Annotated in this window: 22 protein-coding genes; 11 read left to right on the top strand and 11 right to left on the bottom strand. The window is 65.2% G+C overall.

Annotation, left to right across the window (positions count from 1 at the left end):
• Window positions 1-162: 162 nt before the first annotated feature.
• Window positions 163-1,410 (top strand): TIGR03862 family flavoprotein, encoded by a 1,248-nt coding sequence (locus Q6A48_RS21975; protein WP_304556325.1) that lies wholly within the window; start codon window positions 163-165, stop codon window positions 1,408-1,410.
• Between the two features lie 67 nt (window positions 1,411-1,477).
• On the opposite strand, the gene rhlE1 is transcribed toward Q6A48_RS21975, so the two are convergent.
• Complete coding sequence (gene rhlE1 / locus Q6A48_RS21970; RefSeq protein WP_304556324.1) at window positions 1,478-2,815, bottom strand: RNA helicase RhlE1; 1,338 nt, start codon at window positions 2,813-2,815, stop codon at window positions 1,478-1,480.
• A gap of 58 nt (window positions 2,816-2,873) precedes the next feature.
• Window positions 2,874-3,776 carry a drug/metabolite exporter YedA gene (gene yedA, locus Q6A48_RS21965; protein ID WP_304556323.1) on the bottom strand — a complete coding sequence of 301 codons (903 nt, stop codon included), beginning with the start codon at window positions 3,774-3,776 and terminating at the stop codon, window positions 2,874-2,876.
• 161 nt (window positions 3,777-3,937) lie between these two features.
• On the opposite strand from yedA, the gene Q6A48_RS21960 reads away from it, so the two are divergent.
• Entirely contained in the window at window positions 3,938-4,390 is a 453-nt protein-coding gene (locus Q6A48_RS21960) for an Lrp/AsnC family transcriptional regulator (protein ID WP_304556322.1), read from the top strand.
• A gap of 37 nt (window positions 4,391-4,427) precedes the next feature.
• Here the strand turns inward: Q6A48_RS21960 and Q6A48_RS21955 are convergent, their stop codons facing one another.
• The 3 genes from Q6A48_RS21955 to Q6A48_RS21945 form a co-directional block, all read right to left on the bottom strand.
• The gene (locus Q6A48_RS21955) at window positions 4,428-5,039 is read right to left on the bottom strand and encodes a 3'-5' exonuclease (RefSeq protein WP_304556321.1); all 612 of its coding nucleotides are present in this window, start codon (window positions 5,037-5,039) and stop codon (window positions 4,428-4,430) included.
• 21 nt (window positions 5,040-5,060) lie between these two features.
• Window positions 5,061-5,540 carry a LabA-like NYN domain-containing protein gene (locus Q6A48_RS21950; RefSeq protein ID WP_030140338.1) on the bottom strand — a complete coding sequence of 160 codons (480 nt, stop codon included), beginning with the start codon at window positions 5,538-5,540 and terminating at the stop codon, window positions 5,061-5,063.
• Between the two features lie 125 nt (window positions 5,541-5,665).
• Window positions 5,666-6,415, bottom strand: coding sequence for a DUF2076 domain-containing protein (locus Q6A48_RS21945; RefSeq protein ID WP_304556320.1), 750 nt, complete (start codon window positions 6,413-6,415; stop codon window positions 5,666-5,668).
• A 175-nt stretch (window positions 6,416-6,590) separates the two neighbouring features.
• Here Q6A48_RS21945 and Q6A48_RS21940 point away from each other — a divergent pair, with 175 nt between their 5' ends.
• Complete coding sequence (locus Q6A48_RS21940) at window positions 6,591-7,253, top strand: DUF7847 domain-containing protein (protein WP_304556319.1); 663 nt, start codon at window positions 6,591-6,593, stop codon at window positions 7,251-7,253.
• Between the two features lie 87 nt (window positions 7,254-7,340).
• Window positions 7,341-8,420, top strand: coding sequence for an endonuclease/exonuclease/phosphatase family protein (locus Q6A48_RS21935; RefSeq protein WP_304556318.1), 1,080 nt, complete (start codon window positions 7,341-7,343; stop codon window positions 8,418-8,420).
• 129 nt (window positions 8,421-8,549) lie between these two features.
• Here Q6A48_RS21935 and hrpB read toward each other — a convergent pair whose 3' ends face one another.
• Window positions 8,550-11,066: an ATP-dependent helicase HrpB gene (hrpB, locus tag Q6A48_RS21930; protein ID WP_304556317.1), complete on the bottom strand. Its 2,517-nt coding sequence runs from the start codon at window positions 11,064-11,066 to the stop codon at window positions 8,550-8,552.
• Window positions 11,067-11,161: 95 nt separating this feature from the next.
• Here hrpB and pmcY point away from each other — a divergent pair, with 95 nt between their 5' ends.
• Entirely contained in the window at window positions 11,162-11,581 is a 420-nt protein-coding gene (gene pmcY, locus Q6A48_RS21925; protein ID WP_304556316.1) for a periplasmic Zn2+ metallochaperone PmcY, read from the top strand.
• A gap of 28 nt (window positions 11,582-11,609) precedes the next feature.
• Window positions 11,610-12,503, top strand: coding sequence for a cation diffusion facilitator family transporter (locus Q6A48_RS21920; protein WP_304556315.1), 894 nt, complete (start codon window positions 11,610-11,612; stop codon window positions 12,501-12,503).
• Window positions 12,504-12,684: 181 nt separating this feature from the next.
• Here the strand turns inward: Q6A48_RS21920 and Q6A48_RS21915 are convergent, their stop codons facing one another.
• Window positions 12,685-13,695, bottom strand: coding sequence for a DUF6515 family protein (locus Q6A48_RS21915; RefSeq protein WP_304556314.1), 1,011 nt, complete (start codon window positions 13,693-13,695; stop codon window positions 12,685-12,687).
• Between the two features lie 414 nt (window positions 13,696-14,109).
• On the opposite strand from Q6A48_RS21915, the gene Q6A48_RS21910 reads away from it, so the two are divergent.
• Together Q6A48_RS21910 and Q6A48_RS21905 are read left to right on the top strand one after the other, a co-directional pair.
• Window positions 14,110-14,589: an Lrp/AsnC family transcriptional regulator gene (locus Q6A48_RS21910; protein WP_025215622.1), complete on the top strand. Its 480-nt coding sequence runs from the start codon at window positions 14,110-14,112 to the stop codon at window positions 14,587-14,589.
• A 272-nt stretch (window positions 14,590-14,861) separates the two neighbouring features.
• Complete coding sequence (locus Q6A48_RS21905; protein ID WP_042732667.1) at window positions 14,862-15,071, top strand: DUF2788 domain-containing protein; 210 nt, start codon at window positions 14,862-14,864, stop codon at window positions 15,069-15,071.
• Here the strand turns inward: Q6A48_RS21905 and Q6A48_RS21900 are convergent.
• The 4 genes from Q6A48_RS21900 to Q6A48_RS21885 all read right to left on the bottom strand — a co-directional run bounded on the left by Q6A48_RS21900 (window position 15,066) and on the right by Q6A48_RS21885 (window position 21,534).
• Window positions 15,066-15,701 (bottom strand): pseudouridine synthase, encoded by a 636-nt coding sequence (locus Q6A48_RS21900; RefSeq protein WP_304556313.1) that lies wholly within the window; start codon window positions 15,699-15,701, stop codon window positions 15,066-15,068. The two genes, Q6A48_RS21905 and Q6A48_RS21900, sit on opposite strands and share 6 nt — an antisense overlap.
• 70 nt (window positions 15,702-15,771) lie before the next feature.
• Window positions 15,772-17,271 carry an AMP nucleosidase gene (amn, locus tag Q6A48_RS21895; protein ID WP_304556312.1) on the bottom strand — a complete coding sequence of 500 codons (1,500 nt, stop codon included), beginning with the start codon at window positions 17,269-17,271 and terminating at the stop codon, window positions 15,772-15,774.
• A 157-nt stretch (window positions 17,272-17,428) separates the two neighbouring features.
• Complete coding sequence (locus tag Q6A48_RS21890; protein ID WP_304556311.1) at window positions 17,429-19,078, bottom strand: acyl-CoA dehydrogenase family protein; 1,650 nt, start codon at window positions 19,076-19,078, stop codon at window positions 17,429-17,431.
• A 74-nt stretch (window positions 19,079-19,152) separates the two neighbouring features.
• Window positions 19,153-21,534: a hybrid sensor histidine kinase/response regulator gene (locus Q6A48_RS21885; RefSeq protein WP_304556310.1), complete on the bottom strand. Its 2,382-nt coding sequence runs from the start codon at window positions 21,532-21,534 to the stop codon at window positions 19,153-19,155.
• 280 nt (window positions 21,535-21,814) lie between these two features.
• Here Q6A48_RS21885 and Q6A48_RS21880 point away from each other — a divergent pair, with 280 nt between their 5' ends.
• Genes Q6A48_RS21880 through hemL form a run of 3 tightly spaced genes read left to right on the top strand, consistent with a single transcriptional unit; the run spans window position 21,815 to window position 24,568 of the window.
• Complete coding sequence (locus Q6A48_RS21880; RefSeq protein ID WP_304556309.1) at window positions 21,815-22,612, top strand: hydroxymethylpyrimidine/phosphomethylpyrimidine kinase; 798 nt, start codon at window positions 21,815-21,817, stop codon at window positions 22,610-22,612.
• Window positions 22,613-22,629: 17 nt separating this feature from the next.
• A complete protein-coding gene (gene thiE, locus Q6A48_RS21875) occupies window positions 22,630-23,256 on the top strand; it encodes a thiamine phosphate synthase (protein ID WP_304556308.1) in 627 nt (208 codons plus the stop codon).
• Window positions 23,257-23,284: 28 nt separating this feature from the next.
• On the top strand, window positions 23,285-24,568 hold the full coding sequence (gene hemL, locus Q6A48_RS21870) for a glutamate-1-semialdehyde 2,1-aminomutase (protein ID WP_304556307.1): 1,284 nt from the start codon (window positions 23,285-23,287) through the stop codon (window positions 24,566-24,568).
• The last annotated feature ends 197 nt before the right edge of the window (window positions 24,569-24,765 follow it).

Raw genomic sequence — 24,765 nt, 5'->3', positions numbered from 1 at the left:
CACCCCCCCCCCCCCCCGCCCCCCCCCGGCCCCCCCCGCCGCGGCCCCCCCCCCCCCCCCCCCCCCCCCCCCCCCCCCCCCCCCCCCCCCCCCCCCCCCCGCTCCCACAGAGATCTGTGCTGGTAGAATGCCCCGCCTATCCCAGCCTCCACAGTTCAAATCATGACCTCGACCGCCACGCCCTCCACCCCAAACGTCACCATCATCGGCGGCGGCCCTGCCGGCCTGATGGCGGCCGAGGTGTTGAGCCAGGCCGGCGTGCAGGTCGACCTGTACGACGGCATGCCCTCCGTCGGCAGGAAGTTCCTGCTGGCCGGTGTCGGCGGCATGAACATCACCCATTCGGAAGCCTTCCCGGCGTTCCTGTCCAGCTATGGCGAACGCGCGCCGAACCTTGCGCCGTTGCTGCGGGCGTTCGGTGCGGATGAGTTGTGCACATGGATCCACGGGCTCGGCATCGACACCTTCGTCGGCAGTTCCGGCCGGGTCTTCCCCACCGACATGAAGGCCGCCCCGTTGCTACGGGCCTGGCTCAAGCGCCTGCGCGACGCAGGGGTGGCGATCCACACGCGCCATCGCTGGCTCGGCTGGAACCCCGATGGCAGCTTGCGAATAGCCTCCCCTGAAGGTGAAAAAAACCTGCGTCCCCGGGCCACCTTGCTGGCGCTGGGTGGCGGCAGTTGGTCGCGCCTGGGCTCCGACGGCGCCTGGATGCTGCCCCTGGAACAACGCGGCGTGACCCTGGCACCGTTGCAACCGAGCAACTGCGGCTTCGACGTACACGCCTGGAGCGAGCTGCTGGCCGGCAAATTCGCCGGTGCCCCGCTGAAGAATGTCGCGCTGGGCCTGGATGGCGATGTACCGCGCCTCGGCGAATGCGTGATCACCGCCACCGGCCTCGAAGGCAGCCTGGTCTATGCGCTGTCGGCGCCGATTCGCGAGGCCATCAACCAACGCGGCAGCGCCACGCTGGCGCTGGACCTGCTGCCCGGCCGGCCGATGGACAAGGTCCTCCAGGCCCTGGGCAAACCCCGGGGGTCGCGCACGATGGCCAAGCACCTGCACAGCCAGCTGGGACTCGATGGCGTCAAGGCTGCGCTGCTGCGCGAACTCACCCCCGCCGACGCCTTCGCCGATCCGGTGCGACTGGCCCGGGCGATCAAGGCCTTGCCCATCACCCTGGTCAAGCCCCGGCCACTGGATGAAGCCATCAGCAGCGCAGGCGGCGTGGCGTTCGAAGCGCTGGACGAGCGCTTGATGCTCAAGTGCCTGCCCGGCGTGTTCTGCGCCGGCGAGATGCTCGACTGGGAAGCACCGACCGGTGGCTACCTGCTGACGGCGTGCTTTGCCAGCGGTCGGGCGGCGGGATGGGGGATGCTGGAGTTTTTGCGAAACAGTGGGGAGTTATAAGCTACAAGCTGCAAGCTAAAGACCACATATCAACTTGCCGCTTGCAGCTTCGAGCTTACAACTGCCTTCAAGGCTTACGCTTGCGCGGCCCGGTATTGAACACCGGCACCTTGCGCACCGGCTTGACCGAAGGCTCCACCGGCGCCGTGTCGCCGCTGTCCACCCACTTGCCCAGGTTGCGCTTGCCGCCACCGCCAGGGGTTTTCGGTTTCTTCGGCTTTTTCGGCTTCTTGATGACCTGGCCGCTGGCATCGGTTTCCGGCACCCGGTGTTCCGGCTCGAAATCATGCTCCGTTTGCCGGGGCAAGGTCTGACGGGTCAGGGTCTCGATGGCTGACAGCAAATTCACTTCGTCGGCACAGACCAGGGAAATGGCTTGCCCGGTCGAGCCCGCCCGACCGGTACGGCCGATGCGGTGGATGTAGTCCTCGGCGACGATCGGCAGGTCGAAATTCACCACCAGCGGCAAATCCTCGATATCCAGCCCACGGGCGGCGACGTCGGTGGCGACCAGGATCTGCACCTCACCGGCCTTGAAGCGGTCCAGCGCGCGCTGGCGCGTGGCCTGGGGCTTGTCGCCGTGGATGCCGTCGGCGTTGACGCCCAAGCCCTGGAGTTTTTCCACCAGCGCATCGACGCCGTTGCGGGTCTTGGCAAACACCAGCACCTGCTTCCACTTGTCCTTGCGCATCAGGTGCACGAACAGTTCCGGCTTGCGCTTCTTGTCCACCGTCACCACCCACTGCTTGACGGTATTGGCGGCCACGTTGCGCGGGCTCACTTCGATGCTCAGCGGGTCGTTGAGCATCTGCCCGGCCAGCAAGCGGATCGCGTCGGAAAAGGTCGCCGAGAACAGCAACGTCTGGCGCTTCTTCGGCAGCGCCCGGTAGATATTCGCCAGTTCCTCGGAGAAACCCAGGTCGAGCATGCGGTCGGCTTCGTCCAGCACCAGGGTCTGCAACTGGTTGAACTTCAGCGCGTTCTGGCGGAACAGGTCGAGCAGGCGGCCCGGCGTGGCGACCAGCAGGTCGACCCCTTTGCGCAGCTTCATCATCTGCGGGTTGATGCTGACGCCGCCGTACACCGCGTAGGTGCTCAACGGCAGGTTCTGCGCGTACTCACGCACGCTCTCATGAACCTGCTCGGCCAGCTCGCGGGTCGGCACCAGGATCAGCGCCCGCACCGAGTTGGCGGCCACTTTCGGCCCTTCGGTGGTCAGCAACTGCAACAGCGGCACGGCGAAACCGGCGGTCTTGCCGGTACCGGTCTGGGCGGCGGCCATCAAGTCACGACCGGCCAGCACCGTCGGCATGGCCTGGGCCTGCACCGGGGTCGGGGTCTGGTAGCCGAGCGTGTCGAGGGCGCGCAGCAAGGGTTCGATCAGGCCAAGGGAGGCGAAAGTCATGGAAATACCGTAGGAAAAGTCAGCGCATGGTGTGCAATGCGCGGCAGTTTACCTCAATTCAGGATTCGACCGGCGCAGGCTTGGGCTTGCGCCACTGCGGCAGCCCGATCAACACCACCGCGCTGATGATCACCAGCATCGCCAGGGCCTCCTCGATGCCGATGCTCTCGCCGGCGAACACGATGCCCAGCAACACCGCCACCGCCGGGTTGACGTAGGCATAGCTGGTGGCCGCCGCCGGACGCACGTGCTTGAGCAGATACATGTAGGCGTTGAAGGCGATGATCGAGCCGAAGCAGGTCAGGTAGGCCAGGGCGAACCAGCCCTCGAGCGGCGGGATGCGCTCCAGGTGTTCACCGCTGGCGAAGCTGCCGATCAACAGCACCACGCCGCCCGCCAGCATTTCCACGGCACTGGCCATCGCCCCCGCCGGCAACGGCACGTGCTTGCTCAGCACCGAACCGAAGGCCCAGGACGCTGCCGCGAACAACAGCAAGGTCGCCCCGAGCGGGCTCGATTGCAGGTTGGAACCCAGGTTGAGCATGGCGATGCCGATCAACCCCAGCACGATCCCGGCCCATTCCAGGCGCGTGTTGCGTGCGCCCCAGAAGTAGCCGCAGAGCAAGGTGAACAACGGCACCGTGGCCACGGCCAGGGCCGCCACGCCGGACGCCACGCCGGTGTGTTCAGCCACACTGACCGCGCCATTGCCGAAGCTGAGCAACAACACGCCGATGAGCGCCCCGGCCTTCCATTGGGCCCAGGTCGGCGCCGGCGCCCCGCGCCAGCGCAGGAAGCCGTACATCAACGACCCGGCCAGCACGAAGCGAATGCCCGCCAGCAGCAACGGCGGCCAATGCTCGACACCGAGGCGAATCACCAGGTAGGTCGACCCCCAGATGACGTACAAGGCGAAGAAGGCAGCGATCAACGGCAGAGAGAAACGGCGTAGGCCCGGCATGGTCAGCTCGAAGTCAGGACAAGGAGAGCCGCTATTCTAGAAAGGCGACAGCCGGAAAATAAGTTACAAAACCTGTTTATCGCACCCATACACTTTTCAAAACACGGAGATCGGCGCTATAAACCGTGCTTTCGAAAGTCACGTCACTTGGAAGCCCACCCGTGGATAAATACGACCGCATGCTGCTCGGCGCCCTGCTGGAAAACGGCCGCGCGTCCTACGCCGACCTGGCCCGCAAAGTGAACCTGTCGGCCCCCGCCGTGGCCGAGCGCGTCAGCAAGCTGGAAGCCAGCGGGGTGATTACCGGCTACCAGGCCAAGGTCGACATGGCCAAGATCGGCCTGCCGGTGCAATGCGTGATTGAACTGCGGATGAACCAGCACGGCAACCAGAAGGCCTACGACGACCTGTGCAAGATCCCTCAGTTGACCGAGTGCCACCGGGTAACGGGCGACCCCTGCGTGATCATGCAGGCGGCGGTGGGCTCGATGCCGGAACTGGAAGCGCTGATCAACCGCATCGCCAAGTTCGGCTTCAGCAAGACCTCGATCGTGCTGTCCAGCGCCATTGAAAAGCGCGTGCCGTTGGGGCAGCTGGAAGGCAATGGGAAATAATCGACCCAACACAAATCAGTTTTGTTTTGTAGTGTGCTCAGAATCCGCGATAGCGCTTGAGATGCTCATTGATCTTCGCCGCCGGCACTTTCTGCAAGCGGCACAGGAAATCATGGGACAACGCCTGCAACCCATGCTTCTGCCGCAGCTCCGAGGCCAGGTGCGCGGTGAGGTTGGCGGCCATTTCGGCATCGGCCAGGGCCCGGTGGGCCTGGCCGGTATGGGGCAGGCCGGCGAAGCTGTTGAGCGTGCCGAGCTTGTGGTTCGGTGCGGCCGGCATCAGGCGCCGGGCCAGCAGCAATGAGCAGGCGAAATTCTGCAGGCGGGTCCGCTTGATGCGCCCCAGCTCGAAGTCCCAGAACTTCTGGTCGAAGGCGGCGTTGTGGGCCAGCAGCGGCGTGATGCCGACAAACTCATTGACCTCGTTCATCACCTTCTCGGCCGGCGGTGCGCTGCGCAGCATGGCGTTGCTGATGCCGGTCAACTGCTCGATGAAGGCCGGCACGCGTACGCCGGCATTCATCAGGCTCTGGTAACGGTCGACAATCCGGCCCTGTTCGAGGATCACCACGGCGATTTCGGTGGCCCGGCAACTGCTGCTCGGAGTGATGCCGGTGGTTTCAAAGTCGATGACTGCGATGCGTTCCAAACCTGCTGAACTCCGTAAAAATCAATTCTTGAGCAGCAACGCGCCTTCGATGGGCACGTAGCGGCTGGCGGCGCGGATCAACGAATTGGCGGTCAGCCCCGGCACCCCGTAGGCCACCGCCTGCACGCCATGCTTGCTGATGATGCGTTCGAGCAGCATGTCGAAATCGCCATCACCGGAGGCCAGCACCACTTCGTCGACATGGTCGGCGGCGTCCATGATGTCCAGGGTGATGCCCACGTCCCAGTCGCCCTTGGCCGAGCCGTCGCTGCGCTGGATGTAGGGCTTGAGCTTCACGGTGAACCCCAGGTTGCGCAGGATCTGCTGGAACTGCTGCTGCTTGCTGTCGCCACGGTCGATCGCATAGGCATAGGCCTCGACAATCTGCCCCTGCTTGCTGACATCGGCCCACAGCGCAGCGTAGTTGAAGTGGCAACCGTAGGCCTGGCGCACGGTGTAATAGAGGTTCTGGACATCGGCGAACACTGCAATTTTCTTCACCGCATTTCCTCTTGGCTGCACCAGCGCAGGCCATCTGGCCCGAAAGGTCGCCAGTATGCCAGCCCAGGGGAATGTTCCGCGAATAATCGGCCCGAGGCGCCAGGGCGCCCCGGACGAATGGCAGGTCAGACGAAGGAGTCGTCGTCCCCGAAGAAAGAGCCGTCGTCGCTGTAGTCGGCGTCGCTGAAACCAGCCGAATCGTTACCGTAGCCATCGCTGTCGGCCACGCGCTGGTCATCGCCCCAGCCGTTGTCGCCGGTGTCATTGACCGGTTGGGCGGGCTCTTCCTTGATCACCTCGACGATTTCCTGGGGCTGCTGGCCGCTGTGGAATAAGCTGCTGATGCCCTGGGCCAGCATCACCCCACCGGCGACGCCCGCCGCGGTTTTCAAGGCACCACCCAGGAAGCTGCCCGCCGCCGGGGCCTGCTGTGGCGGTGCGCCATAATTGCCCGGTGGCGTGCCGAAGCCCTGCTGGGCCGGGGCATTGAAAGACGACCGGGGTGGCTCGCGCCAGCCGCCCGTGCTGGAGGGTGCAGGATTTGCCGGGCGTGGATCGCGGTTGCTGCCACCGAAAATGCTCGACAGGAAACCTCCACCGCCGGCCGGCGTCGAGGCCTGGCTGCGCGCCTGTTGCAGCTCGGCCTGCAATTGCTCGACTTGCTGGGTCAACTGCCTGTTCTGCTCGTCGAGACGCTTGATCGCGGCCTCCTGCACCAGGATCGCCTGGGCCATGAAATAGCCCGCGGCGGGCTGGCTCGCCAGGTGTTCCTTGATCCGCGCCTCGGCCTGGGCGTCGCGCGGGGCTGAATCCTTTTCGGCCTGTTGCAGCCGTGAAAACAGTCCATCGATCAGGGTTTGTTCTTCGCTGTTCATGGCGACCTCATCAGATTGCCGGATAGAAAACCATGCCGGTCACAAGACCGATACGACTCAGTAATGGGGCTTGCCTGGAAGGATTCAACGGTCTTTACCAGATGTTTACGTTTGCTCGTGCGGGCACTCGATCGGTTAAAGTGTCGGACCGCTTTTTGAACTGCGATACCGACCCATGAATCCGTTTGACGTGTTGCGCGACTCTTTGTATTTCTTCAAGCGCCATCTGGGCCGGATCGCCCAGCTGTGCCTGCCCTTGGTCATACTCGAGGCGCTGCTGCAGCAAGGCGTGGACAGCGCCGTCGGCCCGGAAGGCTTTCCCGGCTACAGCGTGATCGTCGGGCTGCTGGTGTATCCGCTCTACACCGCCGCGCTGATCCTGTTTCTCGACGCCCGCAGTCGCGGCGAGGCGCCACGTCCCCGCGACCTGCTCGCCACGGCGCTGACCCTGTGGCCGCGCTTTGCGCTGTTGACCGCCCTCAACACGCTGCTGATCCTGGTGGGCATTTCCTTGTATTTCCTCCCCGGCCTGTGGCTGATGGTGACCCTGGCCTTCAGTGAATACCTGCTGGTGCTGCGGGGGCTGACGCCGCTGGCCGCCATGAAGGAAAGCCTGGCCATGAGCCGCGGCAATTTCTGGCGGATCCTGTTGTGCATCCTCTGCGTGATGGCGCCGTTGTGGTTGCTCAAGGGCGCCAGTGTCTCGGCCTATCCGGCGCCCCAGAACCCGGTGATCAGCCTGCTGATCGACAGCGTCCACAGCTTCCTGCAACTGTTCACCAGCGTGGTGCTGTTCCGCATCTTCATGCTCATCGAAGCAAGGCCCGACGCGCGCTGACCCCCGCTTGCCGGTACCGGGCTTGGGCTTGAGAACCGCTCTCGGTTATGCTCGGGATCACTTTTGCGTTCGCCCATAAGCTGAGCCATGACCCGTCTACTGCGCTACACCCTGCTGGGCCTGCTGTTGGTCCTCGGCCTGGCCGCCCTGGCCATCTACGGCTTGACCTGGCGCCCACAACCCCGGGAAACCCTGCCGGTCAGTTGCACCGCCAACGCGGCCCCGCTGATGCCCGGCCAGGCCTTGAAGGTGATGACCTGGAACGTGCAGTTCCTGGCCGGCAAGCGCTACGTGTTCTGGCACGACCTGGCCCAGGGTGACGACGAAAGCCCGACCCTGGAAGACATGGCCTTCAGCCTCGACGAAGTGGCGCGAGTCATCCGCGACGAGCAACCGGACATCGTCCTGCTCCAGGAACTGGACAACGGCGCCAAGGCCAGTGACTACCAGGATCAGTTCAAGCTGTTGCAGGAACGGCTGGCCGATCTCTATCCCTGTGGCACCAGCGCCTTCGACTGGAAGGCCGACTTCATCCCCAATCCCCACGTCTTCGGCAGCGTCGGCCGCCAGCTGGCGACGCTGAGCCGCTACCGCATCGACCACGCCGAACGGGTGCAGCTGCCGGTGGCCGACGCCAACGTCATCACTCGCCAGTTCCAACCCAGGAATGCCCTGCTGGTGAGCTACCTGGCGCTGAAGGACGGCGGCCGCCTGGCGGTGCTCAACACCCACCTGGAGCGGGCCACCGAGCCGGACGAAACGTTGCCCAGGCAAGTGGCCGCCGTTGCCAAGGCCTTGGATAAATTCGAATCCTCCGGCACGCCGTGGCTGATCGGCGGCGACTTCAACCTGCTGCCCCTCGGCCAGTACCGTCGCCTGCCGCCCGAGCAGCGCACGCCCTATTCCGCCGACAGCGCCTTGCACCTGCTGTGGGACAAATACCCGATGATTCCCACCAACAACGAAGCCAGCGGCATCGACCGCGAGCACTGGTTGACCCACTACCCGAACGACCCAGGCCTCAACGGCCCCGACCGCACCGTCGACTACCTGTTCTACAGCCCGCGGATCAAACGGGTCGAAGCCCAGGTAAGGCAGGACGACACCTTGCGTATCTCGGATCATTTGCCGGTGATTGCGCGATTTTTGTTGCCGGCAGCGCCTTAGCCCCCTGTGGGAGCCGAGCTTGCTCGCGATTGCGGCGGATCAGCAGCACTGTTATTGACTGACACACCGCTATCGCGAGCAAGCTCAGCTCCCACAGGGTTTGTATTTCATATCTTGGATTTCCTCCGTTCACTTACGCGGCTTGACCCGCGCCGTCGCCTCCGCCACCAGCGGATCGTCCGGCCAGTAATGCTTGGGATACCGTCCCTTGAGGTCCTTCTTCACCTCGGCGTAGGTGCTGCGCCAGAAGTTCGCCAGGTCCTGGGTGACCTGCACCGGCCGCCGCGCGGGGGACAGCAGGTGCAGCTTGACCACCTGCCGCCCCCCAGCGATGCGCGGGGTGTCGGCCAGGCCGAAGAGTTCCTGCAAGCGCACTGCCAGGATCGGCGGATGCTCGCTGTAGTCCAGGCGGATCGACGACCCCGAGGGCACGCTCAAATGGTGCGGCGCCAGTTCATCCAAGCGTTGTGGCAGGGGCCAGGGCAACAGGTTATGAACGAAGCTCGACACGTCCAGGCTGGCGAAATGGCTGAGGCGCGAAACGCGGCCCAGATACGGCATCAACCAATGCTCGAGACTGCCCAGCAATGCGCCATCGCTGACGTCCGGCCACTCACTCTCGCCCTTGGCGTCCAGGTCCAGGCGACGCAGCAGCGCCACCCGCGCCTGCCATTGGCGCAGCTCCGGGGTCCAGGGCAACAGTTCCAGGCCCTTGCGCCGCACCAGGTTCACCAACGCCTGGCTACGGGCAGACTCGTCCAGGCCGGTCAGCGGCTCGCGGCTGAGGACCAGCTCGCCCACCTTGCGCTGGCGCTCGGCGCGCAGCACGCCTTCGCGTTCGTCCCAGTCCAGTTGATCCACCGTGCGCACCTGCTCGGCCAGCACCGAGTCGAACAGCGCTGGGTCGAAATCCGTCGCCAGGTAGATGCGTTCTTCGCGCTGGCCCTGGCGACTGCCCAGGTCGGCGACCACCAGCCACGCTTGTTTCATCAGGCTGTCGGCCTCGGCGAACAGTGCCGCACGGCCGTTGGCCAAGCGGTATTCAGCGCCACCGGGCCGGCGCTGCTGGGCGACGCGGTCCGGGTAGGCCAGCGCCAGCAAGGCGCCGAGCCAGCGGGGATGATCGGGATCGGCCACGGCTTCTTCGGCCTTGCCCCGCAGGTAACCGCGATATTGCCGGGCCAACTGCCGCGCCCGCTGCACCCCACCCTGGGCGCCACGCGCCGCGCGTTCTTCGCCGGACAGCAAGGCCAGGCGACTGTGCAGGTCCGCGCCGGCACCACGCAGGATATCGCGCTCGCCCAACAGTGCGGCGACGTTGCAGGCCATGTCCGCCAGCCCTAGCGCCTGGCCGCGCAGCAACAGATGCGCGATCCGAGGGTGAGCGGGCAGCTCCGCCATGGCCTGGCCGTGGCGAGTCAGCTGTTCACCGTCCAGCGCGCCCAGGCGTTGCAGCAGGTCCTGGGCCTGGGCGTAAGCGGCGGCGGGCGGAACGTCGAGCCAGATCAACTGCTGCGGCGTCACACCCCAGCGTCCCAATTGCAGGGCCAACCCGGCCAGGTCCGCCGACAGAATCTCCGCGCTGCCATAAGCGGCCAACTGTTCGTGCTGGTCTTCGGACCACAGCCGATAGCACACCCCCGGCTCCAGGCGCCCGGCCCGGCCGGCCCGCTGGGTGGCGCTGGCGCGGGAAATGCGCTGGGTGTCGAGACGGGTCATGCCGCTGCCCGGGTCGAAGCATGGGACACGGGCCAGGCCGGCATCGACCACCACCCGCACGCCATTGATGGTCAGGCTGGTCTCGGCGATGTTGGTCGCCAGCACCACCTTGCGCTGGCCCGCTGGCGCGGGGTCGATGGCGGCGCGCTGGGCCGCGAGGTCGAGTTCACCGTGCAAGGGGCAGAGCAACACGTTGCCAGCCTCGCCCAAGGTGTCGGCCAGTTGCTGATGGACGCGGCGGATCTCCGCCTGGCCGGGCAGGAACACCAGCACGCTGCCGGTTTCATCGCGCAACGCTTCCAGCACCGTCTGCACCAGCCGCGGCTCGATGTATTCGCCGGGCTGGAACGGCCGGCCCCAACGCACCGTGACCGGGAACATGCGCCCTTCGCTGCGCAGGATCGGCGCATCGCCCAGCAGCCCGGCCAGGCGCTCGCCTTCGAGGGTGGCGGACATCAGCAGGATCTTCAGCGGCTGGTCTTCGCGAAACAGCTCACGGCCATTGAGGCTCAGGGCCAGTGCCAGGTCGGCGTCGAGGCTACGCTCGTGGAACTCGTCGAAAATCAGCAGGCCCACGCCTTCCAGTGCCGGGTCATCCTGCAGGCGTCGGGTGAGGATGCCCTCGGTGACCACTTCGATGCGTGTCCTGGGCCCCACCTTGCTGTCCAGGCGGATGCGGTAGCCAACCGTTTCGCCGACCTTTTCCCGCAGCTCGCTGGCCAGCCGCTCGGCCGCGGCCCGGGCGGCCAGGCGCCTTGGTTCGAGCATAAGGATGGTCTGCCCGGCCAGCCAGGCCTCATCCAGCAAGGCCAAGGGAACGCGGGTGGTTTTACCGGCGCCGGGCGGCGCTTCGAGCACGGCTTCGTGGCGTGACGCCAAGGCTTGGCGCAGGGCGGGTAAAACTTCATCGATCGGCAGAGAAATCATGCTGGCTCCAAAACAGAGGGCCGAGTATAACGGCGAACTGTTTCGCGTGGTCTGGACTCCAACCAGCAACATCTTTATCTGTTCAGGAGAGTGTGATGCGTATTCCCTTTCGCGTGATCGGCGGCGTCCTGGTCGCCACCCTGCTGACCCAGCTCAGCGCCTGCGGCTCGATCTTCTACCCGGACCGCCGTGGCCAGATCGACGGCAAGATCGACCCGGCGATCGCCGCACTCGATGCCGTCGGCCTGCTGTTCTACATCATCCCCGGGCTGATCGCGTTCGCGGTGGACTTCGCCACCGGCGCCATTTACTTCGAGCCGGGCAAGACGGCCCAGGTCGCGCCGGAAAAACTCAAGCCGGCCATCAATGCCGACGGCAGCGTCGATAACCACAAGCTCCAAGCCATCCTCGAAAGCGAACTGGGCCGCAGCTTCCCACTGGACGACCCACGCCTGATCCAGCACAAGGGCAGCGCGCAGCAACTGGCCGCGCTCGGTCTCAAGCCCGCCGCATGAGGGCCGGTACCCAAGGAACGACGGCCTCATGACCACGGCGACTGAACACGCACGCCTGCTGCGCCTGGCCACCCGCGCCTCGGTGGCCGTGGCGTCGATCCTGATTGTCGCCAAGGCGCTGGCCTGGTGGCTGAGCGGGTCGGTGAGCATGCTCGCCGGCCTGACCGACTCGGCCCTGGACGGCGTCACCTCGCTGCTCAATCTGCTGGCGGTGCATTACGCCCTGCGCCCGGCCGACGACGATCATCGCTACGGACATGGCAAGGCCGAATCCCTGGCCGGCATGGCCCAGGCGCTGTTCATCGGCAGCAGCGCCGTATTGATCGCCTTGCAGGCCATCGAGCGCCTGAAGCAACCGGTCCCGGTGGACGCGCCCTGGCTGAGCGTTGGCGTGATCGTGTTTTCCCTGGCACTGACCGTGGCTCTGCTGGCGCTGCAACATCGGGTCATCCGCGCCACCGGCTCCAACGCCGTGCGGGCCGACTCGCTGCACTATCGCTCCGACCTGCTGCTCAACGGCAGCATCCTGATCGCGCTGGTGCTGGCCGGGTTCGGCTGGTATCAACTCGACGCCTGGTTCGGCCTGGGGATTGCCGCCTACATCTTGTGGAGCGCGATCCAGATCGGCCGGGAAAGCTTCGCGGTACTGATGGATGAAGAGCTGCCGCCGGACGTCAGCCAGCACATGCTGGAACTGGCCTGCGCCGTACCCGGCGTGCTGGGGGCCCATGACCTGCGCACGCGGATCTCCGGCAACCACTGGTTCGTGCAACTGCACCTGGAACTGCCGGGGGAACTGACCCTGTCCGTGGCCCACGGCATCAGCGACCAGGCCGCCGACGCCATCCACCGCGCCTATCCGAAGGCGGAAGTGCTGGTGCATGCCGATCCGTCGGAAGTGGTCAAAGGCTCCCACGCCTGACCTGCCGAGCACCGTCCCTGTGGCGAGGGGATTTATCCCCGCTGGGCTGCGAAGCAGCCCTGATACCTTACGACTCGATGTACCAGACGGATTGGGTCGGCTGCTTTGGGACTGCTTCGCAGTCCAACGGGGATAAATCCCCTCGCCACAAAAGCGATCTGCGCACGATCTTTACCGAACTTCAATACGTCACCTGATACCCACGACTGCTCAAGCAACTGCCCTGGGCCTGGCGATAGGTCTGCACCACTTCCGGTGCCGGCGGGTAGGTGTAGCTGCGCGGATCGAACCCGCTCTGCTGCACCGCCCAGCGATAGCAGTCGTAGCCATCCTGGTTGACCTGTTCGGGTGGCTGGCCGTTGGCCGGATAGGCCACTACATCGAAACCGTTGCCTTGGGGTTGCGGCTGCGGGTTGGCCACCGGCGCGTCGACCACGACGTAGTCCTGGCTGTTGGCTTCGTAGACGTAATAGGCGCCGGCGGCGAGGAAGAACAGCGAACTGCCGATCCACACTTCCCTGGCGTAATCGGGCAGGTAGCGGGTGCGGATGCCCCTTGGCGGCTGCACCACGACATAACGCGGGCCTTGCGGGCGATACCAGTAGCCGCCCGAATAGAAGTAGTCCTGGCCACGGTAGGGCACGCGGTAATTGCGATCCGGGAAGCGGTCGATGACATAGCCTGGGCGGTACTGCGGCCCGGGGCCCCAGCCGTTGCCATGACCGCCCGGGCGACCGGGCCAGTGCGGGTCGGGACGGTTGTCATGATCGGGACGCGGGCCGCCATTCGGATAACCGTCGTTGCGACGTGGAATGTCGCGGTAATACCCCGGTTGCGGTTCGCGGGTCTGGGTCACGCTGTCGGGCCGGCCCTGGATCGGCAGGTTGTTGCCGGGCTGCGGTTGCGGACGGCCCTGGCCGTTGGGGTCCTGGGGCCCGCGATCATAGTGCTGGCCGCCCGGGTACGGCGGCTGCGGCCGGACCTCGAACTGACGACTGTTGTCGCCGCGTATGATCTCGTTGCTCTGCGGCCGCGGCTGGCCCGGATACCCCTGGCCCTCGCCACCTCGCCCGTTCTGGCCGCGACCGCCGTCCGGGCCACCACGGTTTTGCTGGTCATCGGCCATCCCCTGCGCACTGACACTTGCCCACAACAGACCAACACCTGCCAAACGCCAGATGCGCGACTTCATGTTATTCCTCACAACGGTTCGGGGCCTGATGATAAGACTGGGAAACCCCCAGGCCGGTTCTGCGACAGGTTATCAGCCACGGGGTTTATTTCGCAGGCATAAAAAAGGGAGGCCCGTCGGCCTCCCCTTGAGAATCTAGTCCGTGCTCGACGCTTTTGACGTCGGCTCACCTCACGCCGTCTTCTGGACAGTGTGCAGCTCGGGGGCCTGCCAGTACCGGTGGGTACTGCGGCCGCAGCCGGCCTGATTGGGCGGGCTGCACTGGACTGTTTGTCCGAGCAGTGATCTTGGTGATAAGGATAGGCTTGGGGCGCCGACAGATGATTGCGAATATTGCTCAAATAAACATGGCTTGCGCAATTTTTACCCTTGGATAGATAATCTTCCGCAATTATCCAGACAAAGGCCTGACCGATGAGCAAACTCGACCGTTACGACCTGAGTATTCTGGCGGAATTGCAGCGCGATGCGCGCATCTCCAATCAGGAACTGGCCGAACGCATCGGCCTGTCACCCTCGCCCTGCTCGCGCCGGGTCAAGCAGTTGGAAGACGACGGCTACATCACCCGCCAGGTCGCCCTGCTCGACCGCAAGATGCTCGGCCTGAGCCTCACGGCCTACGTGCTGATCGGCATGGACCGCCACACCCCCGAGCGTTTCGAAAACTTCGAGGCGGCGATCCGCAACCTGCCCCAGGTGCTGGAGTGCAGCCTGGTGACCGGCATGGACGCGGACTACCAGCTCAAGGTGGTGGTGCCGGACATGGACCACTACCAGAAACTGCTGCTGGGGCACCTGACCCGGATCGACGGCGTCACCAGCGTGCGTTCGAGCTTCGTGCTGAACCAGGTGCTCAACAGCACGGAACTGCCGTTGACCCATCTGCGCAGTTGAAACCGCCATCGCGAGCAGGCTCGCTCCTATAAAACCGCAGTGAAGGCCAACGCCGCAATCTCCTGTGGGAGCGAGCCTGCTCGTGAAGGCGGTGGATCAGCTGGCGCTGATGCTGGCAGTGCCGACGCCTTCGCGGGCAAGCCCGCTCCCACATTGGATTGCGCCCAACCGATGAATAGCTGCGACACACCGCCGCAGGTCAATCCCTCGCCCGCGCCCCATGCCGTATACTCGCCGCGCCTTTTCAACCCCGCTCACGCCGGAGTGTCTCGATGGATCCTGCCGTTTTCGAAGAATGGATGATGACCGGGCTGGTCAGCATCCTGATCATTTTCATGGGCTTCATCGTCTGGGACCTGGCGAAGAAATCCAAGGCCGGGCGTTTCGGCTCGTTCATCCTGTTCTTCGTGCTCGGGCTCGGCGTGGCGGCCTTCGTCATCAAGAGCGTGGTCATCGGCCTGATCGAAACCGGCGCGCTATAACCGCGCCAGCACTTCCTTCCACTGGCCCTGATCGAGCCCTTCGAGCGTCCAGTCGCCGATCCTGACCCGCACCAGGCGCAACGTCGGCAAGCCTACCGCCGCCGTCATCCGGCGCACCTGGCGATTGCGCCCTTCGCGAATCACCAGTTCCAGCCAACGCGTCGGCACACTCAGGCGAAAGCGCACCGGCGGGTTGCGCGGCCACAATTGAGGCTCGTCCAGCAGGCGCGCCTCGGCGGGCAACGTCATGCCGTCGTTCAACACCACCCCATCGCGCAAACGCTGCAATTGCTCGGCGCTCGGCTCGCCCTCCACCTGTACCCAATAGGTCTTGGCCAGCTTGTGCCGGGGGTCGGCGATGCGCGCCTGCAGTTGCCCATCGTTGGTCAGCAACAGCAAGCCTTCGCTGTCGCGATCCAGCCGCCCGGCCGGATAGATGCCCGGCACGTCGATAAAATCCTTGAGCGTCGCCCGCCCTTCACCGTCGCTGAACTGCGTCAGCACATCGAAGGGTTTGTTGAACAGGATCAGCTTCGGCTCGGCCGGTGGCGCCTTGGCGACACGGCGCGGGGCACTGGCGGAATGCTTCGCGCCCGGGCGGCGGGAAACGGGGCGTGGCGGACGGGGCATGGCGAATACAACATCTAGCGGTCAGGGCCACCCATGCTAGTGGCCCGACCGGCAAATGACCACCGTCGAATCAGCGGAACGGCGGCTCGTCGAAGCTGCGCAACTTGCGCGAATGCAGCGAATTGAGTTCCGTGCGCAGCAGGTCCAGCGCCGCGATCCCGATCTTCAAGTGCTGGTTGACCGCCCGCTCATAGAACGCGTTGGCCGAGCCCGGCAGCTTGATCTCGCTGTGCAACGGCTTGTCCGAGACACAGAGCAAGGTGCCATAGGGCACCCGCAGGCGATACCCCTGGGCGGCGATGGTGCCGCTTTCCATGTCCACCGCCACGGCGCGGGACAGGTTGATCAAGGGCCGTTCCTGGGCCCAGCGCAGCTCCCAGTTGCGGTCGTCGTAAGTCAGCACGGTGCCGGTGCGCAGGCGCTTCTTCAGCTCGTCGCCCTTTTCCCCGGTGATGTTCGCCGCGGCCTGCTGGAGCGCCAGCTGCACCTCCGCCAGGGCCGGGATCGGGATGTTCGGCGGCACCACCCGGTCGAGGATGCCATCGCGGCGCATGTAGGCGTGGGCCAGCACGTAGTCGCCGATGGTCTGGGACTGCCGCAAGCCGCCACAGTGGCCGATCATCAGCCAGCAATGAGGGCGCAGCACCGCGAGGTGGTCGGTGATGTTCTTGGCGTTGGACGGACCGACGCCGATGTTCACCAGCGTGACGCCGTGGCCATCGCTGGCCTGCAAGTGATAGGCGGGCATCTGGTAGCGGTGCCAGACCACGCCGGCGGCGATGGCCGACGCTTCGCTGTGGTCCATGTGCTTGTCGATGATCACGTTGCCCGGCAGCACCATGCGCACGAAACGCGGGTCGCTGCGCAGTTGCTCAAGGCCATGGACGATGAACTGGTCGACATAGCGGTGATAGTTGGTCAGCAGGATCCAAGGCTGCACATGGCGCCAATCGCTGCCGGTGTAGTGCACCAGCCGGCGCAGGGAAAAATCCACCCGGGCGGCGTCGAACAGCGCCAGGGGCAACGGGTCGGTGTTTTCCCAATCGTACAGGCCATCGGCGATGCCATCGGTGGCGGCCGACAGGTCGGTGCTGGGGAACACCCGCGCCAGCACCGCGGCGGTCACGCCGGACCCGGCCAGCTCGTCGCCATGCTCCACCACATAGGGATAGGGGATGTTCTGCTCGCTGACGCCCACTTCGACGGTGACGGTGAAGTCGTGCATCAGCGGAACCAGTTGCTCCAGCAGGTATTTACGGAACGCGGCAGGGTGGGTGACGGTGACGCTGTAGGTGCCCGGCAACTGGACCTTGGCGTAGGCGCGGGTGGTTTGCGGCACTTCACCGTGGCAGTGATAGGTCAGGCGCAGGGCGGGGTAGCGAAACAGCGCACGTTGCTCGGCATCCGGCTCGATGCGGTCCTTGAGGTAGCGCATCAGCGCCTGGTTCAGCGCAGTGGTTGCACGCTCGTGCAGGGCCGCCAGGCGATCCACGGCTTGCTCGGCGGTTTGAACGACAATAAACGCTTCGGTCACGATCAGCTTCCTGTGTTCTGACTTGCAGGCCTTCATCTTGCCTGCATCGCCGCCCGACGGGAACAGTGGCGTAATGGACTCGATCGATTCCCTGTGGGAGCGGGCTTGCTCGCGAAAGCGGGGTATCAGTCACAGATGCCGGATGTGCCAACGCCTTCGCGGGCAAGCCCGCTCCCACAAGGATTCGGTGCAGCTAGCAACCCTGCGGAGTGGAGCGCGTCACGATCGCCTCGACCTCCAAGCCCCGGGGCAAGGCACCGTACACCCGGCCGGCCGAACCCAGGCGGCTGGCGATGAAGGCATCGCTGACCTCGCTGTTGCCCGCTTCGAGCAACAGCTTGGCTTGCAGCCCGACGGCGATGTCCTCGGTCAGCTGCCGGGCGCGGTACTGGATGTCGCCGGTGTCCTTGAACGCCGCCTGCAACCGGGCGATATGGTCCGCCAGGCGCCGGTCGCCGTGGCCGTCGCCCAGCTCGTTGAACAGCACTTGCAGCACCCCCGGCTCCTTGGACAAGGCCCGCAGTACGTCGAGGCACTGCACGTTGCCGGAACCTTCCCACGTCGAATTGACCGGCGCCTCCCGGTACAGGCGCGGCAAGATGCTGTCCTCCACGTAGCCGGCGCCGCCCATGCATTCGGCGGCCTCGTTGATCATCGCCGGGGCCCGCTTGCAGATCCAGTACTTGCCCACCGCCGTCACCAGCCGGGCGAACCGGGCCTCATGCTCGTCACTCAGGTGATCCAGCGCCCGGCCCATGCGCATGCTCAAGGCCAGCGCGGCCTCGCTTTCCAGCGCCAGGTCGGCCAGTACGTTCTGCATCAGCGGTTGTTCGCTCAACGGCTTGCCGCCGACCTTGCGGTGCGCGCAATGGTGGCTGGCCTGGGTCAGCGCCTGGCGCATCAGCGCGCTGGAGCCGACCATGCAATCGAAGCGGGTCATGGCGACCATCTCGATGATCGTCGGCACACCGCGCCCTTCTTCGCCGATCATCCAGGCCAGCGCCCCACGGAATTCGACTTCGCTGGAGGCGTTGGAGCAATTGCCCAGCTTGTTCTTCAACCGCTGGATGTAGAACTGGTTGCGAGTGTCGTCCGGGCGATGCCGCGGCAGCAGGAAGCAGGTCAGGCCCTTGTCGGTCTGGGCCAGGGTCAGGAACGCGTCGCACATCGGTGCCGAACAGAACCACTTGTGGCCCACCAGTTCATAGGCCTGGCCAGGTCCGCTGGCGCCGACCGGGTAAGCCTTGGTGGTGTTGGCCCGCACATCGGTGCCGCCCTGCTTCTCGGTCATCGCCATGCCCAGGGTGACTCCGGCCTTGTGGGCCATGCCGACGTTGCGCGGGTCGTACTCGGTGGCAAGCACCTTCGGCAGCCAACGCTCGGCCAGGTCGGGCTGCAAGCGCAGCGCCGGGACGCTGGCGAACGTCATGGTCAGCGGACAGCCGGTGCCGGCCTCGGCCTGGCTGTGCAGATAGGTCATCGCCGCCCGCGCCACGTGGGCGCCCGGTTGCGGATGGGCCCAGGGCAAACTGGGCAGCCCATGCTCGACGGCGGTGCGCATCAATTGGTGATAGGCGGGATGGAATTCCACCAGGTCGATGCGGTGACCGTAGCGGTCATGGCTGGCGAAGACCGGCTTGTTCTGGTTGGCCAGGAACCCCGCTTCCATCAGCGGCCCGCCGGCCAGCGCGCCATAGGCATCGATGCGCGCCTGCGCCCAACCGGCGCCGAAACGCTGGGCCCACTGCTGCAATGGCAAGTCGATGCGATACAGGTTGACGCCATCCAGGGACGGCGGCTGGTTGGTCACGTCGTGGGTTTCGGCGAACTGGTGCAGGTTCATGACGGGGCTCCTCGGTCAGCCAGCAGACGCTCAGTTAAGCACCGCCTCCCGGCCGAACAAAGTGTCATAAACGCCTAAATGTCGGCGCTTTCACCCTGCTTGGGACACAGCACCCGGCGCTGGAGAACGGCCTGCAACGCCTCGAATTTCACCGGTTTGGCCAGGTAATCGACCAGGGCGCCCGACGCGCAGCGCTCATGTGCCAGGTTCGGGCTGGCCACCAGCACCGGCAGTTCCTCGCAACCGGGCAGCGAGCGAATCTGGCAGCAGACCGACACGCCATCGAAGGGCGGCGATTGGCAGTCGAGCAACACGGCGTCGAAACTTTCACCCTGCAACACCTCCAGCGCCGCGCGACCGCTGTCGGCCGTGCGCACCCGATAGCCGAGCTTGAGCAACATGCCGCGCATCACCAGTTGATCGATGCTGTCGTCATCCGCCAGCAGCACGGTGCAGTCCTGGGGCAGGCGTGCATCCTGGCGCGCGAACGACAGCGACGCCGGGCCAGGCATGGGCAAGGCGATGTCAAACTCGACGTCCAACTGGAAACGACTGCCGCGACCCGGCTCCGAGGTGTGGGTCAGGCGCCCGCCGAGCAACTCCACCAGTTGCCGGCAGATCGCCAGGCCTACGCCGAGGCCGCCGTACTCGCGGGTCATGGAGCCGTCCAGTTGGAAGAACCGCTGGTACAGCGTCGCTTCCCCCAGGTCGGTAAAGCCGATACCGGTGTCGATCACCGCGAACGACAACACCTGCCGTTCGAGCTCCGTCGTCCGGCCACTGACCCGCAGCGCCAGCCCGCCTACCCGGGTGAACTTGATGGCGTTGTCCAGCAGGCATTCCAGGCACTGGACCAGCTTGCAACGGTCGCCCAGCAGCCGGTCCGCCAGGCTTGGCGCCACATCGACCTTGAAGTCCAGGCCCTTGGCCGCCGCATTGGCGCCGAATTGCACTTGCAGCGCGTCGATCACCTCGCGCAGGCTGAAGGGCGTCGAACTGGCCTTGAGCTTGCCGGCCTGCAACTCGGTGAGGGTGAGGATGCCGTTGACCATGCGCATCATGTCCCGCGCCGAACCGGCGGCGGTCTGCTGGTACTGGGTCAATTCCTCGTCCATCTCGACGGTTTCCATCAATTCCAGCGAACCGATCACGCCATTCATCGGCGTGCGCAGCTCATGGGTCAGGGTCGCGAGGAATTCATCCTTGAGCTTGTTGCCCTGGGCCAGTTGCTGGTTGAGGACCTCCAGCTTCTGCCCGGCGTCGAGCAGGATCTGGGCCTGCTGCTCGCGCATGGCGTTGATGCGGTCCGCCAGGGCCAGGGACAGCAGCGCCACTTCGATGGCCGAGCCGATCTGGCTGGCGTACATGGTCAGGAACACGTTGGGCAGGTAGCCGAGCACCATCAGCGTATTGACCACGCCCCCCAGCAGGAACGCCGACCAGGCGATGATGAAATACCGCGCCACCCGCAGGCCACGCCACCAGGCAAACAGCCCGGCGGTAAAGATCACCACGGTGAACACCAAGGCCAGCGCCGTCGCCAGGCGCAGCGCCAAGGCATAGCTGGCCATCAACGACAGGCCGATCACCACGGCGCTGTAGGCGACCAGGGCCAACAGCAAGCGATCGAGCCAGCGGCTGTGTTGGGCGGTCTGCAGGAAGCTGCGGGCGAACTGGCTGCCAAACAGGCCCGCGCAGCCAATGAAGAACGGCGTCGCGGCGTTGGTCCACCAGGGGTTGTCCGGCCAGAAATACTCCACGGCCGCGCCGTTGACCGACAATTGGTAGAGGCCGAACGAGGCGATGTAGACGATGTAATAGAGGTAGCTGGTGTCGCGCACGCTCAGGTAGATGAACAGGTTGTAGACCAGCATCCCCAGCAGCACGCCATAAATGATTCCCAGCACGTACAAGCGCACCGGCTGCTGCTCCAGGTAGGCGGTGCTCGACCACAGCGTCAGCGGTGCCTGGATCGAGCCTTCGCTTTGCAGGCGCAAGTAGACGGTGCGCTGTTGTCCAGGCTTGAAATCGATGCTGAACAGGTAGTTGTTCTGGCGGATCTCGCGGCTCGCGAAGGGCAATGCATCGCCGGTCCGGCGCACCCGTTGGTAGGTCCCGGCGGCATCGGGCAGGTACAGGTCGAGGTGGTCCAGCGGTGGGTACGCCAACTCCAGCAGCCAGGTGCGCTGGGCGTCCGGGTTCGCGGGGCGGTACTGCAGATCGACTTTCAACCAGAATGCCGAGCGCGAATAGCCGGCATTCAGCGTGGCCTTGTCATGGGACTTGAAGCCACCGGCCGCGGCCTGGGCGAGGACGTCATCGAGGCTGGCATTGCCGCTCGCGTCCTCGAACACTTGCAGGGCCTGGCCCAACGGCAGGCTTTGGGTGAACTCATCGAATTCAAGGGCACTTGCCAAGGGGGACAAGCACAGTAGCAACATCAACAAATAGCGCATTTAAGCCCCAGCATGGCTTGTCCGGTTGAGTCAGGAAGCCCCCCATTCCCTGAGTAGACGTAAAACCGGCATTACCTGTTATGAGTTGGATCCATGCCTAGCATAGCCGTTGATGGCCAATATGCACCATTGAAATTTTTCCCACAGAAGGCTCTAGAACGGGCGTTTCAGGGGAAAGCATTGAGATAGAGCTGTTGCTTCGGTCAGATTAGCGGACAACCCTCGGGGCCGCGTCACAGGTACGCGCCGACCGAAAGGTTTGGTGGTAAGCTCGCGCACCATGAATATCTACAGCTCTCGTCCCGTTGTCCTCTGTCTCTCCGGCCACGACCCCAGTGGTGGCGCCGGCTTGCAGGCAGATATCGAAGCCCTGCTCGCCCAGGGCTGTCACGCCGCTCCGGCGGTTACCGCGCTGACCGTACAAGACACGGTCAACGTCAGCGATTTCCGCGTGCTCGACCGGGAGTGGGTGTTGGCGCAAGCCAACGCCGTGCTCAACGATTCTCCGGTGGCGGCGGTCAAGCTGGGCATGCTCGGCTCGCTGGACATGGTCGACACCGTGGTCGAACTGCTCCAGGCGCATCCGCACCTGCCAATGGTCTGCGACCCGGTGCTGCGCGCCGGCGGTGGCGGTCGCCTGGGCAAGGACGAGGTCGGCTACGCCATGCGCGAACGCCTGCTGCCCCTGGCAATCATCGCCACGCCCAACCTGCCCGAGGCACGCATCCTCGCCGAACTGCCCGAGGGCAGCGCCGATGAGTGCGCCGAAAAACTGCTGCCTTTCGTCAAGCACCTGTTGATCACCGGCGGCCATGGCGATGAACATGAAGTCCATAATCGCCTGTACAGCCGCGATGGCCGCCGCGACACCTTCACCTGCCAGCGCCTGCCCGGCAGTTACCACGGTTCCGGCTGCACCCTCGCCAGCGCCCTGGCCGGCCGCCTGGCCCAGGGCGAACAACTGGCCAGCGCCGTGAAGAGCGCACTGGATTACACCTGGCGCACCTTGCGCGATGCCGAACGACTGGGCCAAGGCCAGTTCGTACCGCGTCGCCTGCCGCTGGATTTCTGCTCATAGTTCCGGAGGCCTGTGCAATGAAATTACGTGGCCTTTACGCCATCACCGACAGCCAGTTGCTGGCCGGCAAGTTCCTCGCGTATGTCGAAGCGGCGCTGGAAGGTGGCGTCACCCTGCTGCAATACCGCGACAAGAGCAGCGACGAGGCCCGGCGCCTGCGCGAAGCCGAGGCGCTGCGCAACCTGTGCGAGCGCTACAACACCCAGCTGATCATCAACGATGACGCCGAACTGGCCGCGCGCCTGGGCGTCGGCGTGCACCTGGGGCAGACCGACGGCCCGCTGGCCCCCGTGCGCGCACTGCTGGGCAGCAAGGCGATCATCGGTTCCACCTGCCATGCCAGCCTGGCGCTGGCCGAACAGGCCGCCGCCGAAGGCGCCAGCTACGTGGCGTTCGGGCGCTTCTTCAACTCCAGCACCAAGCCCGGCGCCCCTGGCGCACCGCTTGAGCTGCTCGAACAGGCCCATGCCCGGCTGCACGTCCCGGTCTGCGCCATTGGTGGCATCACCCTGGACAACGCCGCCCCGCTGGTGGCCCACGGTGTCGACCTGTTGGCCGTGGTCCATGGCCTGTTCGGCGCCGACAGCAGTGCAGAAGTGACGCGCCGCGCCCGCGCCTTCAACGCCCTGCTGCAGATCCAATAATCCATTTTTCGATTTCGAGAGCCCAACCATGTCCCGTTCCGAAACCCTGTTTGCCAGCGCCCAGAAACACATTCCCGGCGGCGTGAACTCCCCCGTCCGGGCGTTCAAGAGCGTCGGCGGCACGCCGTTGTTCTTCAAGCACGCCGAAGGCGCGTACGTGACCGACGAAGACGACAAGCGCTATGTCGACTACGTCGGTTCGTGGGGGCCGATGATCCTCGGCCACAGCCACCCGGAGGTGCTCGACGCGGTGCGCCAGCAGCTGGTCCACGGCCTGTCCTACGGTGCGCCGACCGCGATGGAAACCGAAATGGCCGACCTGGTCTGCTCCATCGTGCCGTCGATGGAAATGGTGCGCATGGTCAGTTCCGGCACCGAGGCCACCATGAGCGCGATCCGCCTGGCGCGGGGTTTCACCGGCCGCGACAGCATCATCAAGTTCGAAGGCTGCTACCACGGTCATTCCGACAGCCTGCTGGTGAAGGCCGGTTCCGGCGCCCTGACCCAAGGCGTCCCGAGCTCGGCCGGCGTGCCGGCGGCATTCGCCAAGCACACCCTGACCCTGCCCTTCAACGACCTCGAAGAAGTCGAGAAGATGCTCGCCGAGGTCGGCCAGGAAGTGGCCTGCATCATCGTCGAGCCGGTGGCCGGCAACATGAACTGCGTACCACCGGCGCCAGGCTTTCTCGAAGGCCTGCGCCGCCTGTGCGACCAGCATGGCGTGGTGCTGATCTTCGACGAAGTGATGACCGGTTTCCGCGTCGCCCTCGGCGGTGCCCAGGCCCACTACGGCGTGACGCCGGACCTGAGCACTTTCGGCAAGATCATCGGCGGCGGCATGCCAGTGGGCTGCTTCGGCGGCAAGCGCGCCATCATGGAATGCATCGCCCCGCTGGGCCCGGTCTACCAGGCCGGCACGCTGTCGGGCAACCCGCTGGCCATGGCCGCCGGCCTGACCACCCTGCGCCTGATCAGCCGGCCAGGCTTCCATGCCGAACTGACCGACTACACCACCCGCCTGCTCGACGGCTTGCAGGTGCGCGCCGACGCGGCCGGCATCCCGTTCGTCACCACCCAGGCCGGCGGCATGTTCGGCCTGTATTTCAGTGGCGCCGATGACATCGTCACGTTCGAAGACGTCATGGCCAGCGACGCCGACCGCTTCAAGCGTTTCTTCCACCTGATGCTCGAAGGCGGCGTGTACCTGGCGCCAAGCGCGTTCGAAGCCGGCTTCACCTCCATCGCCCATGGCGAGGCGGAGTTGAAGATCACCCTCGATGCGGCCGAGCGGGCGTTCGCGGCCTTGAAATAAGCCTGTGGATAACTGACGCTGGCTGACGCCGGCGTCAGTGATCGCCGACAACCTCCTAGCCTTTTCCTACGGATTTCGCCGCGAAGTCGCCGTTGGCATTCCCTCGCAGCAGAAAAACGAGTAAAGACTTTGTAAGGATGGCCCCGCTTATTTCATAATGCGCGCTTATTGGATCCCCCGGAGGGTCCGCGCGCCCC

The organism is Pseudomonas citrullilanati (genome assembly GCF_030580855.1).
Taxonomy (GTDB): Bacteria; Pseudomonadota; Gammaproteobacteria; order Pseudomonadales; family Pseudomonadaceae; genus Aquipseudomonas; species Aquipseudomonas citrulli.
Note: the sequence above shows the minus strand (reverse complement) of the source record. Positions and strands in the feature narration are given on the sequence as shown.